Raw genomic sequence first — 13,190 nt, 5'->3', positions numbered from 1 at the left:
ACTGGTTCAGACCCGGACTTTAAAAACTTTAAAGCCCGATTCTACGAAACATTAAGCTTTTTCAGCTCATAAATCAGATCCAGCGCTTCGCGTGGTGACAGGCTGTCCGGTTCAATATCAGACAGGCGTTCCAAAGCGGGTGAGGCTTTTACTGCCACGGGCGCAGGGGGTGGTGCGGCGGAAAACAGTGGTAGATCGTCGATCAGCGCTTTTGGTGTGTTGCCACCTTCGCGGTCTGATTTTTCCAGTTGCTCCAGGACCACACGGGCACGTTCAACAACAGAGGATGGCAGGCCAGCCAGGCGCGCGACCTGTACACCGTAAGACCGATCTGCTGCGCCTTTGTGGACTTCGTGCAGGAAAATCACATCGCCTTCCCATTCCTTCACGGCGACCGTGGCGTTATCGACACCCTGCAGCGTGTCGGCCAGTTGGGTCAGTTCGTGGTAGTGGGTTGCAAACAATGCGCGGCACTTGTTGGTTTCATGCAGATATTCCAGTGTCGCCCAGGCGATGGACAGGCCATCCCAGGTTGCGGTGCCGCGCCCGATTTCGTCCAGAATAACAAAAGCGCGGTCGTCGGCCTGATTAAGGATCGCGGCAGTTTCGACCATTTCCACCATGAATGTGGATCGCCCGCGGGCAAGATCATCAGAGGCACCGACGCGGGAAAACAGCTGGCTGACAAGGCCAAGTTTTGCGCTGGTCGCAGGCACAAAACTGCCGGCTTGCGCCAGCAAAGCGATCAGCGCGTTCTGGCGCAGGAAGGTCGATTTTCCAGACATGTTGGGGCCGGTCAGAAGCCAGATCGCGGCGCCGTCTGATGCTTCAAACTGGCAGTTATTGGCGATAAATGGCGTGTCACCCTGTTGACGCAGGGCGGCTTCGACAACCGGGTGGCGGCCACCGGTGATGTCAAATTCACGACCTGCTGTCAGGGTGGGGCGGGCCCAGTTTTCAAAGCAGGCAAGATCAGCAAACCCGGCGGCAAGATCAAGTTCCGCGAGACCTCGTGTCGTCTGATAAATCGCATCAGAACGATCAAGAATGGCGCTGGTTAAGGTGGAATAGAGCCTCTTTTCGATCTCAAGCACGTTTGATCCGGCGTTCAGGATCTTTGTTTCAAGTTCGGACAGGGCAACCGTAGTGAAACGCACCGCATTGGCCGTGGTCTGACGGTGGATGAAGGTTTCGGACAGCGGCGCAGACAGCATTTTATCTGCATGGGTCGCCGGGGTTTCGATAAAATAGCCCAGCACATTGTTGTGTTTGACCTTCAGGGCGTTGATGCCAGTGATTTCGGAATATTGCGCCTGAAGCCCGGCGATGACGGAACGGCCTTCATCGCGCAGGGTGCGGGCTTCGTCCAGGTCCTGATCGTATCCGGGGGCAATGAAGCCGCCATCTCGCGCCAGAAGGGGTGGTTCAGCGATCAATGCGTTATCAAGCAGATCAATCAGTTCATCATGGCCGGGCAGGGCATTTGTGGCCTCTGCCAATACGCCAGGCATATCCTGTGGCAGGCATTGCGTCAGGTTTTCAGCCTGGGTCAGACCGTTGCGGATCGCTGCCAGGTCACGGGGGCCGCCACGTTCCAGGGCAATCCGGGACAGACCGCGATCCATATCTGGCACAGCCCGCAGAATATCGCGCAGGTTTTCCCGCAAGGACAGGTTTTCAACAAGGTAGCTGACCGCATCATGGCGGGCCTGAAGCAGGTTGAGATCCATGGACGGCGAAGACAGGCGTTTTTCCAGAAGACGCGCACCACCGGCAGTGACAGTGCGGTCAACAGTGGCGAGGAGTGACCCCGCGCGACCGCCGCTCATGGCGTGGGTGATTTCAAGGTTACGACGTGTCGCAGCGTCGATCTGCATGGTGCCGCCGGCGCTTTCGCGCACCGGCGTTTGCAGCAGGGGCAGTTTGCCCTTTTGCGTCAGGTCGATGTATTCAACCAGCGCCCCCATGGCGCCCAGTTCAGCGCGGGAAAACGTGCCAAAGGCGTCCAGGGTGGATACATTCAGCAGAGATTTTAACCGGTTTTCCGAGGCAGAACTGTCAAATGCGGAACGGGCGAGGGGGGTGATCGCAACGCCCAGATCAGACCCTAATTCGAGGAAATCACCTTCATCTTCACTGATGACCAGCAATTCTTTTGGTGCAAGACGCGCAAGTTCAGGCGAGAGACGCAGGCGTGAGGCTTCCATCACGTGGAAAGCCCCGGTGGAAATATCGACCCATGCCAGCGCACCCTGATCGCGGATACCACAGTAAGCCGCCAGATAGTTGTGCTGACGGGCGTTCAGCAAGCTGTCTTCGGTCAATGTCCCAGGGGTGACAAGGCGAACCACACCACGTTTCACAACGGCTTTGTAGCCGCGTTTCTTCGCCTCTGCCGGGCTTTCAAGTTGTTCACAAACGGCGACGCGAAACCCCTTGCGGATCAGGGTCAGGAAATACCCTTCGGCGGCATGATGGGGTACGCCACACATGGGGATATCTTCGCCCGCGTGTTTGCCGCGTTTGGTCAGGGCAATGTCCAGGGCTTCGGCGGCGCTGACGGCGTCGTCAAAGAACATCTCATAGAAATCGCCCATGCGATAAAACAGCAGCGCGTCCGGGTATTCTGATTTGATCTCCAGAAATTGCGCCATCATTGGTGTGACGCCGTCGCCTTTAGATGCTGCCATGGTGTGCCCCGTTAAACCTTTGCGACAGGGATAAACGGCCAGGCGCGCGCCTGCAAACATGATCTGGCGCGATTTTGCCGGTATTGATCCAGAAAAGGCCGGTTTTCGGGTGGTCTGGTTGTTGTCGGCGCTGAAATTTACTGTAGTTTGACGTGATAGCCCGCGAAGTGAGGACCCATGGCCAATAATAGTAAAGTTACCCCGGAAGAAGCGCTTGCGTATCACCTGGACCCGAAACCAGGTAAATATGACATCGTAGCATCCAAACCCATGGCCACCCAGCGCGATCTGTCGCTGGCCTATTCCCCCGGTGTGGCGGTCCCCTGTGAGGCGATCGCGGCTGACCCGGCGACGGCATATGATTACACGACCAAGGGCAATATGGTTGCGGTGATTTCCAACGGCACTGCGGTTCTGGGCCTTGGCAACCTTGGCGCGCTGGCGTCCAAGCCGGTGATGGAAGGTAAGGCGGTGCTGTTCAAGCGGTTCGCTGATGTGAATTCGATCGACCTTGAGCTGGACACAGAGGATTGCGACGCTTTCATCAATGCGGTGAAACTGATGGGGCCAAGCTTTGGCGGCATCAACCTTGAAGACATCAAGGCGCCGGAGTGCTTTATCATCGAACAGCGTCTGAAAGAGATGATGGACATCCCGGTGTTCCATGATGACCAGCACGGGACAGCTGTGATCTGTGCGGCGGGCCTTTTGAATGCGCTGCAGATCTCTGGCAAGAAGATTGAGGATGTGAAAATCGTTCTCAATGGTGCGGGTGCTGCGGGTATTGCTTGTATCGAACTGCTGAAATCCATGGGCGCGACGCATGAAAACTGTGTGGTTTGCGATACCAAGGGTGTGATTTATCAGGGTCGTACCGAAGGTATGAACCAGTGGAAATCTGCCCATGCGATCCAGACAGATCTGCGTACGCTTGAGGACGCTATGGAAGGCGCAGATGTCTTCCTGGGCGTTTCTGTGAAAGGCGCTGTGACACCAGAGATGGTCGCCGCAATGGCGAAAGATCCGGTGATCTTTGCGATGGCGAACCCGGATCCTGAGATCACCCCGGAAGAAGCCCATGCTGTGCGTGAAGATGCGATCGTTGCGACCGGGCGTTCGGATTATCCGAACCAGGTGAACAACGTGCTTGGCTTCCCATACCTGTTCCGCGGGGCGCTGGATATTCATGCGCGTGCGATCAATGATGAGATGAAAATCGCCTGTGCCCAGGCACTGGCAAAGCTGGCCCGTGAAGATGTGCCGGACGAAGTGGCAATGGCTTATGGTCGGAAGCTGTCCTTTGGCCGTGATTACATCATCCCAACCCCTTTTGATCCGCGTCTGATCTATATGATCCCAACTGCGGTGGCCCAGGCTGGTATGGATACCGGTGTGGCGCGCCGCCCGATCATTGATATGGAAGGCTATGCCGAAGGTCTGAAGGCCCGCCTTGACCCGACTGCAAACATTCTGCGCGGCATTCATGCGCGGGCGAAGCAGGCGCAGGCCCGTATGATCTTTGCCGAGGGCGATGATCCACGCGTATTGCGTGCGGCGGTGGCCTATCAGCGTCAGGGGCTGGGCAAAGCCCTGGTTGTGGGTCGTGAAGCGGATGTTGCCGAGAAACTGACAGCGGCCGGTCTTGGCGATGCTGTTAGCGAACTTGAGGTGGTGAACGCCGCCAACACCCCATATTTGCGCACCTATAAAGCTTACCTTTACAAACGCCTGCAGCGTCTTGGCTTTGACCGGGGTGATGTACATAAACTGGCCGCACGGGATCGTCATGTGTTCGCTGCGCTGATGTTGGCGCACGGGCATGGTGATGGCCTGGTGTCCGGTGCCACCCGTAAATCTGCGCAGGTGATGGATCTGATCAATCACGTGATGGATGTCAGTGCAGACAGTGGCGCTGTCGGTGTGACGGCCCTTCTGCACAATGGCCGCGTGGTGTTGGTGTCTGATACGCTGGTGCATGAATGGCCGGATGAGGACGACCTGGCAAATATCGCAATTGCCGGTGCGAAAGTTGCACGCGCCCTGGGTCTTGAACCACGTGTCGCCTTTGTCAGCTTCTCAACCTTCGGGTATCCGGTGTCCGAACGGGCAGAGAAAATGCATCTTGCGCCAGAGGTTCTGGATACCCGTGGGGTGGATTTCGAATACGAAGGTGAGATGACTGTTGACGTGGCGATGAACGAAGTTGCCCAGGAAAGTTATCCGTTCCAGCGCCTGACAGGGCCCGCGAACGTTCTTGTTGTGCCTGCGCGTCACTCTGCGTCGATTTCTGTGAAACTAATGCAGGAAATGGCCGGTGCCACCGTGATCGGCCCGATCCTGACCGGCGTCGATAAACCAGTTCAGATCTGTTCCATCGGTTCCACCGTGAACGACATCCTGAACATGGCGGTTCTGGCAGCGAATAAGGTAGGCTGATGACCGTTTTCTGCCTTGGCTCGATCAATGCTGACCATGTGTATCAGGTGCCGCATTTGCCGGCGCCAGGAGAAACGCTTGCGGCCAGTGCGGTTCAGACGGGCCTGGGCGGGAAGGGGGCCAATCAGTCGGTTGCTGCCGCCAAGGCCGGGTCTGTGACACAGCATATTGGCGCAGTTGGTGCGGATGGGGTCTGGGCAGTTGATGCGCTGCGGGGATTTGGCGTGGGGGTGGATCATATCCGCACGTCGGATGCGCCGACAGGTCATGCGATTATCAATGTTGATCCGCAGGCAGAAAATGCTATTGTAATTTTTGCCGGTGCGAACCTTGATCAGTCTGCTGTTGATATTCAGGCGGCGCTTGCTACGGGTGGTGCGGGGGACTGGGTCCTTATTCAGAATGAAACCTCGCATCAGGTGGACGCCGCAAAAGCGGCCCGCACAAATGGGGTGAAAGTGGCCTATTCCGCAGCACCATTTGATGCGGAGGCAGTGAAAGCCATGCTGCCTTTCACCGATCTTCTTCTGATGAATGAAATAGAGGCAGCGCAATTGTCAGATGCGCTGGGCGTGAAAACCGCTGATCTGCCGGTTGCGAAAGTGTTGATCACGGCCGGGGCGAAAGGTGTGGATCTTCTGGATACGAAAACGGGTGAAATAGTCTCTAACCCTGCATTTTCTGTTGATCCTGTCGATACAACCGGTGCCGGTGATACCTTTGCAGGCAGCTTTGTGGCCGGGTTTGAACAAGGGCTGTCAGATGTGGATGCCTTGCGTCGGGCGAGCGCGACCTCTGCGATCCAGGTGACCCGGGTGGGGGCTGCAACCGCGATTCCGGATGCAGCAGAAGTTGAGGCGTTTCTCTCCGCTCAGTGATCTGCGAAAGGCGCAGCATCACCCCAGATTTCTGATACACGCTGATCGCGGCCACAGGCATTGCGATACCGTTTATAGGCGTTCGACTGGCGCACATAGCCAAAGCGCGTGACCACGCGATTGCGGCCTTTATAGTAATCTTGGTGGCCTTCATCGGCAGGGTAAAAGGCCGTGCGTGCCAGAACAGGTGTCACGATATCGCGGCCAAGGTCAGCTTCGGCACGGGCAACGGCGGCTTCGGCAATGGCGCGTTCACCCGCCCCATCATACCAGATCGCGGTGCGATAACCGTCGCCGCGATCACAGAATTGCCCGCCCGCATCCAGTGGATCAACGGAACGCAGGAACATATGCAGGATCTGATCAAGGCCGATCTGACCGGGGTTATAGGTAATTTCCACGGCTTCATAATGGCCTGTGCCACCGCCTGTGACCTGACGATAGCTTGGGTTTTCGATGTGACCACCGGAGAAACCTGAAACAGCTTCGATCACACCAGGCACGCTTTCAAAATCGCTTTCCACACACCAGAAGCAGCCCCCGGCAACCACAACGGTCGCCTGATCCTGCGCATTGGCTGCCGTGCATTGCAGGAAAGTTCCCAACCCAATGGCAAGGGTCAGGGAGAAGGCGTGTTTCAGGCGTTTGAAAGCGGTCATTTGGTCGGCTCCTGTAATCTGGGGCCAGACTGCCTTTGTCCGCGCGTGCGGGCAAGGGGGTGTCACGGGAAGGTGAGGGGGCGTGAAAACGAAAAAGCCCGGCGCGAAGGCCGGGCTTTGAATGGGTTTGTGATGGCTTAGCCTTTGTTGCGCTTGTCGCGGGCTGCCAGCAGTTTCAAACGCAGGGCGTTGAGCTGAATGAAGCCCGCTGCATCGGTCTGATCGTAGGCGCCTGCGTCTTCCTCAAAGGTCACATGTGCTTCGGAATAGAGACTGTTTTCGGACCAGCGGCCAACAGTTTGCGCCATGCCTTTGTACAGTTTCATACGCACGGTGCCGGACACATGTTCCTGGCTTTTGTCGATCGCGGCCTGAAGCATTTCACGTTCAGGGGAATACCAGAACCCGTTGTAGATCAGTTCAGCATATTTTGGCATCAGCTCATCTTTGAGGTGCATTGCGCCACGGTCCATGGTGATGGATTCGATGCCGCGGTGGGCCTCGAGCAGCAGGGTGCCGCCCGGGGTTTCATAGATGCCGCGGGATTTCATGCCAACGAAACGGCCTTCGACCAGGTCAAGACGTCCGATGCCGTGCTTGCCGCCCAGTTCATTCAGCTTTGTCAGGATTTCTGCCGGTGACATGGATTCGCCATTGATCGCGATTGGATCACCCTTTTCGAAGGTTACTTCGACAAATTCTGGTGTGTCAGGCGCATCTTCCGGGTGTACAGTGCGCTGATAGACGTAATCAGGGGCTTCAACAGCCGGATCTTCCAGAACTTTGCCTTCAGAAGAGGTGTGCAGCAGGTTTGCGTCAACAGAGAACGGGGCTTCGCCGCGCTTGTCTTTTGCCACAGGGATCTGGTTTTGCTCAGCAAATTCCAGCAGACGTGTCCGGGATGTCAGATCCCATTCGCGCCATGGGGCGATCACTTTGATATCGGGGTTCAGGGCGTAAGCGGCCAGTTCAAAACGAACCTGGTCGTTGCCTTTGCCTGTTGCACCGTGGGCCACAGCATCGGCACCGGTTTCAGCGGCGATCTCAACAAGACGTTTGGAGATCAGCGGACGCGCGATGGAAGTACCCAGCAGATACAGACCTTCGTAAACAGCATTGGCGCGGAACATCGGGAAGACGAAGTCACGTACAAATTCTTCGCGCACATCCTCAATGTAGATATTTTCAGGCTTGATGCCCAGAAGTTCGGCCTTGGCACGCGCAGGTTCCAGTTCTTCACCCTGACCAAGGTCGGCGGTGAATGTCACAACTTCACATCCATATTCCGTTTGCAGCCATTTCAGGATGATAGAGGTATCAAGACCCCCGGAATAAGCGAGAACAACTTTTTTTGGCGCAGACATGACAGGCTCCTTCGTGACGTGATCGCCACGCGATTACCTGTTTTTACAGGCAGGGGCAAGCACAGTGGTATATCTGCGGCTATGTGCCTGGTCCCCCTTTCAGGAATTCTGCCTTTGACCCGTCATAACTTGTGAAAATTTCGGGAAGATTGATCGTTTCAGCACCACCGGCGGCCGCCGCAGTTTCCCCGGCCTGACAGAGGGTGCTGAATTGTTCAAAGCCAAGATTCAGGGCGCTGCCTTTCAGGAAATGCATGTCTTCTTCAAGTTGGGACAGATCAGGGGTTTGTTTCAGCCGGGTGATGGTTTCTTCAACTTCTTCCAGGAACAGATCAACGACCTCGGAAAAATCATCTTCCCCGACTTCCTGTTTCAGTTCTTCTACCCGCGTCCAGTCGATCATGTTGCACCCGTTTCTCTGGAAGAAAACATATAGCAGGCTGCGTGTTACCAACAGTTTAACGGGGATTTATGGAGAGTGACTGCTGACATTCATTAAGTCTTAAAGGACTGCACCTATAGAGTTGGGTGTTATGAAATGATTTGGCACATGGTATGAACAAAGCTGTTCTCACACAAACACAGCCGGACTTTGTTGAGGTTGATTGTTCCCCCGGACAAGAGGGGAAGCGATTTGTGCTGGTTGTTGATGACAGCAAGGTGCAGCGCAAAATTCTGACGGCAATGCTGAAACGCTGGGGATTTCAGGTGGCTGAAGCGGCTTCGGGCCAGGAAGCTATGGATTTCTGTGCAAGTAATCACGTTGATTTTGTGCTGAGCGACTGGATGATGCCCGGAATGAACGGGTTGGAATTTTGCCAAGCGTTTCGTCAACTTGACCGGCAGGGATACGGGTATTTCATCCTTTTGACCTCAAAAAGTGAAAAAGGCGAAATCGCGCGGGGGCTGGAAGTTGGCGCGGATGATTTCCTGACAAAACCTGTGAATGCGGATGAGTTGCGCGCGCGTATTACGGCGGGCGAACGTATTCTGAAGATGGAAGGCGAGTTGCAGGAAAAGAACCGGCTTGTGTCCGCGACGCTGAATGAGCTGACCGAACTGTACGACATGGTGGATCGCGACCTGATGGAAGCGAAAAAGCTACAGCAGTCCTTGATTCGTGAAAGATTTAAGGATTTCGGCGCTGCACAGGTATCTTTGACATTGCGATCAAGTGGGCATGTTGGTGGTGATCTTGTTGGGTTCTTTAGGGTTGATGACCATCAGATCGGCATCTGGGGCATTGATGTGTCGGGCCATGGGATCACATCTGCACTGATGACCGCACGACTGGCGGGGAACCTTTCAGGGCGTTCGCCGGAACAGAATGTTGCACTGGAAGCAGATGAAAACGGTGGGTTTCGCCTGCGCAATCCTGCGGATGCGGCGGATCTTCTGAACACCATTGTGATGAATGAAATGGAAACAGAACATTACTTTACCCTGTTGATCGCCAATGTTGATCTGCGTACGGGTAAGGTTGTGATGTGTCAGGCCGGGCATCCTCATCCGGTGATTCAACGCGCAGATGGCAGCTGCGAATCAGTTGGCACCGGTGGCATGCCTGTTGGTTTGATTGATGCGGCTTACTATACAGATTTCTCTGTGACACTGGCCCCGGGGGACCGGATCTTCATCCCGTCTGATGGCGTGATGGAATGCCCGGATCCGCAGGAAAGCCTGTTGGATGATGAAGGCGTGCGCGATTTTATGGTGATGAATGCGGATCGGAAGGGGGAAAAGCTTTTGGAAGCAATGATCACCCATCTGACGGAATATTCGGGGCAGAAAGATTTTCCTGATGATGTTTCGGCTGTCCTGCTGGAATTCAGCGGGGAGGATGTGCACCGGCCTGAACCCACTGGGTGACAGCGAAAGCATCCCCTTCGTTGGTCAGCGTGCGAGTGGCTTCACTTGTATTCATCCACAGGGCTTCATGCCCGGGTTCTGACGGTGGGCCATGTGGGCGCACAGGGGAAGCCACATAGATATGGCATAGCTTTTCTGCCCAGAACTTATAATCCGGCAACCAGGCGAAACGCCGGTAAGCCACAAGGTGTCTGGGCCGACTGATGCGCCAGCCGGTTTCTTCCAACACTTCGCGATGCAGCGCCTGAACCGGGCTTTCTCCGGGATCGATCCCACCCCCCGGTAGTTGCAACTCACTTTCTTCCCCCTCTTGACGGGTCAGCAGTAAATCCCCACCTGAAGGTAAAATCACATAGGCACCCGGACGGTGCCGGTAGCGAATATCCTGTTTTCGGGGCTCTCCGAAGCGGCGGATCATATGGGGATTCCTCAAATGGTTGCTGTACCACGCCAGCCAGGGTATTTCAGGCCAACTGCGCAAGGATTACTCATGTCTTCTATATCTCAAATTGCCTGGGATGATACTGTTCTTCCCTTTCAGCTCGACCGTTGCGACATTCGCGGTCGGGTCTGTCGTCTTGATGGGCTGCTGAACACTGTTCTGTCCCAACACGATTACCCGGAAAAGATCGAAGCGCTGGTTGCTGAAATGACCATGCTGACCGCTTTGATTGGACAAAGTATTGATCTGCGCTGGAAGCTGTCCCTGCAGGTGCGCGGTGACGGGCCTGCACGTATTCTGGCAACCGATTATTACGGGCCGGAAAGCGAAGGCGAGCCCGCGAAAATCCGGGCCTGGGCCAGTTTTGACAAAGATCGCCTGGATGAAAGCGCAGAACCTTTTGATCTGATTGGCAAAGGGTATTTTGCGATCCTGATCGATCAAGGCGAAGGCATGCAGCCCTATCAGGGCATTACACCTATTGCGGGTGGTTCGCTGACGGCCTGCGCCGAAACCTATTTCGCGCAATCTGAACAGCTGCCAACGCGGTTTGAACTGACCGCTGGGCGTTCTACTTTGCCTGGTGGTGTAGAAAGCTGGCGTGCGGGTGGCGTGATGCTGCAACATATGCCGAAGGCGTCGCCCTCTGTGGCAAATGATGAAGGCGGTGGTGGCGAAGATGGCGTTCTTGCGGCGTCTGATCTGTTGGAAGATGATGCGGAAGAAAACTGGAACCGTGCCAATATTCTTTTGTCTTCTGTCGAAGAACTGGAACTGATTGGCCCATCTGTTGAGCCAACTCAATTGCTTTTGCGCCTGTTCCACGAGGAAGAACCGCGGGTTTATGATGCAAAGTCAGTGAAATTCGGCTGTTCCTGTTCCGAGGATAAAGTGCGTAACAGCCTGTCGATGTATTCCGCAAAAGACCTGACGCATATGACCAAAGAAGACGGCACCATCACGGCTGACTGTCAGTTCTGCGGTGCGCATTATGTGATGGATCCAGCGAGTTGCGGTAAAGATGCCGGGGCTGCGGGTGAATGAAGAACTGATCAGAAAAACGATGCTTTCTGCGCTGAAGAATGCGCGGGGGGCGTCTTCTGATTTTGATCTCAATCCTGAAATCGCGCTGCCGGAAGGGCGAAAACTGCGGGAAGCTGCGGTTTTGATCGCGATTGTACCGGGCGATGATCCACAGGTTATTCTGACGAAACGTGCATCCGGGATGAAACACCATCCCGGGCAAATCGCTTTTCCGGGTGGTAAGGTCGATGCTACTGATGCGGATGCCCGTGCCGCCGCTTTGCGTGAAGCGCAGGAAGAGATTGGCCTGCCGCCAGAGCAGGTGGAAATTCTTGGACAACTGCCGGATCATGAAACGGTAACCGGCTTTACGGTCACGCCGTTTGTTGGCTTGGTACATGGGGATTTTCAGCCTGTGTCTGAACCCGGCGAAGTTTCAGAAGTGTTTCAGGTGCCGCTGCCCCATGTGCTGAACAAGGATCGTTTCACGATTGAACACCGCCGCTGGCAAGGAAAAAAACGGTTCTATTTCATTGTGCCCTGGGGGCCGTATTATATCTGGGGTGCCACCGCACGCATGCTGCGTAATCTTGCAGGGGGCGTTAATGAAAACTGATCTGCGGAATGAACCCTGGCTGACATCAGTTGCCAGCAAACAGGTCATGTCCCTGCTGAATGATGCCGGACACGAGGCCTGGTTTGTCGGGGGCTGCGTGCGCAATGCGTTGATCAATGCGCCGGTGTCTGATCTGGATGTCACCACTACCGCGCACCCCGAGGTGGTGATGAGTCTTGCAAAAGGGGCCGGCCTGAAAGTGATCCCGACGGGGATTGAACATGGCACTGTCACGGTGATTTGCGGCGGCGAACCTTATGAGATCACAACCCTGCGCCGGGATGTCGCCACTGACGGCCGGCGTGCGACGGTGGCTTTTGCCGACACGATTGAAGAAGACGCGGCGCGACGTGATTTCACGATGAACGCGCTTTATGCCGACGCGGAGGGCAGTATTTCTGATCCAACCGGTGGGATCGCAGATCTGGCCGTGCGGTGCATTCGTTTTATTGGTGATGCCAGCGAACGTATTCGTGAGGATTACCTGCGCAGCCTGCGGTTCTTTCGGTTTTACGCCTGGTACGGCGATGTAGATGAGGGACCTGACCCAGAAGCGCTGGCCGCGATTTCTATGAATCTGGGCGGGTTAGAGACACTTTCCCGGGAACGTATTGGCGCTGAAATTCTGAAAATCCTCTCTGCCAGTGACCCCGCGCCCGCTATGGCCTGCATGCAGCAGACTGGTGTTCTGACCCACATCTTGCCCGGCGCTGAAACCGGGATGTTGGGGCAGCTTGTGCATATTGAGGGAAACATTTCTGTGGACCCAATCCGGCGTCTTGCCTGTATTGGCGGGGAAGATGTGGCTGAAAAACTGCGCTTGTCAAAGGCGCAAAACACGCGGCTTGACCTGCTGCTGGATCAGATGGGATCGCTCACACCCGTTACAGAGATTGCGTATCGTCATAGTTTTGAAGTTGCGCGAAATGTGAGCCTATTACGGGCAAATATGGCTGGGTTGATGGTTGCGGATGCTGATCTTGATGCGGCAAAATCCGCCAGCCAGGCGCAGTTTCCGGTTTTCGCAAAGGATCTGATGCCGGAATATTCTGGCAAAGCGCTGGGTGACCAGCTGAAAAAGCTGGAACAAGCGTGGATCGATGGCGGCTTCAAAGCCACGAAAGAAGATCTGCTGTCGCAATAACGCACAGATAAGCTCTGGCATTCTGCGCAGTATTTCCCTTGTGATCTGGCTGAACCTGGTGTTCTCTGC

General features: G+C 55.4%; 11 protein-coding genes. 6 read left to right on the top strand and 5 right to left on the bottom strand.

Annotation, left to right across the window (positions count from 1 at the left end; genetic code table 11):
• Positions 1-41 precede the first annotated feature (41 nt).
• Positions 42-2,690 (bottom strand): DNA mismatch repair protein MutS, encoded by a 2,649-nt coding sequence (gene mutS, locus H1D41_RS10070; protein WP_449271800.1) that lies wholly within the window; start codon positions 2,688-2,690, stop codon positions 42-44.
• Between the two features lie 177 nt (positions 2,691-2,867).
• Here mutS and H1D41_RS10065 point away from each other — a divergent pair, with 177 nt between their 5' ends.
• Both H1D41_RS10065 and H1D41_RS10060 read left to right on the top strand, forming a co-directional pair.
• On the top strand, positions 2,868-5,126 hold the full coding sequence (locus H1D41_RS10065) for an NADP-dependent malic enzyme (protein ID WP_228848786.1): 2,259 nt from the start codon (positions 2,868-2,870) through the stop codon (positions 5,124-5,126).
• Entirely contained in the window at positions 5,126-6,004 is an 879-nt protein-coding gene (locus tag H1D41_RS10060; RefSeq protein WP_228848785.1) for a ribokinase, read from the top strand. Before H1D41_RS10065 ends, H1D41_RS10060 begins: the two co-directional genes overlap by 1 nt.
• Here H1D41_RS10060 and msrA read toward each other — a convergent pair.
• The 3 genes from msrA to H1D41_RS10045 form a co-directional block, all read right to left on the bottom strand.
• Positions 5,998-6,663, bottom strand: coding sequence for a peptide-methionine (S)-S-oxide reductase MsrA (gene msrA, locus H1D41_RS10055; RefSeq protein WP_228848784.1), 666 nt, complete (start codon positions 6,661-6,663; stop codon positions 5,998-6,000). The genes H1D41_RS10060 and msrA overlap by 7 nt on opposite strands.
• Positions 6,664-6,800: 137 nt before the next feature.
• On the bottom strand, positions 6,801-8,027 hold the full coding sequence (locus H1D41_RS10050) for an argininosuccinate synthase (protein ID WP_228848783.1): 1,227 nt from the start codon (positions 8,025-8,027) through the stop codon (positions 6,801-6,803).
• Positions 8,028-8,106: 79 nt separating this feature from the next.
• On the bottom strand, positions 8,107-8,430 hold the full coding sequence (locus H1D41_RS10045; RefSeq protein ID WP_228848782.1) for an Hpt domain-containing protein: 324 nt from the start codon (positions 8,428-8,430) through the stop codon (positions 8,107-8,109).
• A 152-nt stretch (positions 8,431-8,582) separates the two neighbouring features.
• Here H1D41_RS10045 and H1D41_RS10040 point away from each other — a divergent pair, with 152 nt between their 5' ends.
• Positions 8,583-9,896, top strand: coding sequence for a PP2C family protein-serine/threonine phosphatase (locus H1D41_RS10040; protein WP_228848781.1), 1,314 nt, complete (start codon positions 8,583-8,585; stop codon positions 9,894-9,896).
• Here H1D41_RS10040 and H1D41_RS10035 read toward each other — a convergent pair.
• A complete protein-coding gene (locus H1D41_RS10035) occupies positions 9,856-10,314 on the bottom strand; it encodes an NUDIX domain-containing protein (RefSeq protein WP_228848780.1) in 459 nt (152 codons plus the stop codon). The two genes, H1D41_RS10040 and H1D41_RS10035, sit on opposite strands and share 41 nt — an antisense overlap.
• Before the next feature lie 72 nt (positions 10,315-10,386).
• Between H1D41_RS10035 and hslO the strand changes: the two genes are divergently transcribed.
• From hslO to H1D41_RS10020, 3 genes are read left to right on the top strand one after another with little or no spacing between them, the layout of a single operon-like run.
• On the top strand, positions 10,387-11,382 hold the full coding sequence (gene hslO / locus H1D41_RS10030; RefSeq protein WP_228848779.1) for an Hsp33 family molecular chaperone HslO: 996 nt from the start codon (positions 10,387-10,389) through the stop codon (positions 11,380-11,382).
• The gene (locus H1D41_RS10025; protein WP_394355403.1) at positions 11,375-11,977 is read left to right on the top strand and encodes a CoA pyrophosphatase; all 603 of its coding nucleotides are present in this window, start codon (positions 11,375-11,377) and stop codon (positions 11,975-11,977) included. The genes hslO and H1D41_RS10025 overlap by 8 nt, the downstream gene beginning before the upstream one ends.
• Positions 11,967-13,121: a CCA tRNA nucleotidyltransferase gene (locus tag H1D41_RS10020; RefSeq protein WP_228848778.1), complete on the top strand. Its 1,155-nt coding sequence runs from the start codon at positions 11,967-11,969 to the stop codon at positions 13,119-13,121. The genes H1D41_RS10025 and H1D41_RS10020 overlap by 11 nt, the downstream gene beginning before the upstream one ends.
• The last annotated feature ends 69 nt before the right edge of the window (positions 13,122-13,190 follow it).

Origin of the sequence: Halocynthiibacter styelae (genome assembly GCF_016123485.1) — a bacterium.
Lineage (GTDB): Bacteria > Pseudomonadota > Alphaproteobacteria > Rhodobacterales > Rhodobacteraceae > Halocynthiibacter > Halocynthiibacter styelae.
This window is presented reverse-complemented; position numbering and strand designations above follow the sequence as displayed.

Excerpts from the sequence above, each read along its gene's own strand:
- msrA (WP_228848784.1), bottom strand. The coding sequence starts at position 6,663 with ATGACCGCTTTCAAACGCCTGAAACACGCCTTCTCCCTGACCCTTGCC.
- mutS (WP_449271800.1), bottom strand. The coding sequence starts at position 2,690 with ATGGCAGCATCTAAAGGCGACGGCGTCACACCAATGATGGCGCAATTT.
- H1D41_RS10040 (WP_228848781.1), top strand. The coding sequence starts at position 8,583 with ATGAACAAAGCTGTTCTCACACAAACACAGCCGGACTTTGTTGAGGTT.
- H1D41_RS10050 (WP_228848783.1), bottom strand. The coding sequence starts at position 8,027 with ATGTCTGCGCCAAAAAAAGTTGTTCTCGCTTATTCCGGGGGTCTTGAT.
- H1D41_RS10045 (WP_228848782.1), bottom strand. The coding sequence starts at position 8,430 with ATGATCGACTGGACGCGGGTAGAAGAACTGAAACAGGAAGTCGGGGAA.
- H1D41_RS10020 (WP_228848778.1), top strand. The coding sequence starts at position 11,967 with ATGAAAACTGATCTGCGGAATGAACCCTGGCTGACATCAGTTGCCAGC.
- hslO (WP_228848779.1), top strand. The coding sequence starts at position 10,387 with ATGTCTTCTATATCTCAAATTGCCTGGGATGATACTGTTCTTCCCTTT.
- H1D41_RS10065 (WP_228848786.1), top strand. The coding sequence starts at position 2,868 with ATGGCCAATAATAGTAAAGTTACCCCGGAAGAAGCGCTTGCGTATCAC.
- H1D41_RS10060 (WP_228848785.1), top strand. The coding sequence starts at position 5,126 with ATGACCGTTTTCTGCCTTGGCTCGATCAATGCTGACCATGTGTATCAG.
- H1D41_RS10035 (WP_228848780.1), bottom strand. The coding sequence starts at position 10,314 with ATGATCCGCCGCTTCGGAGAGCCCCGAAAACAGGATATTCGCTACCGG.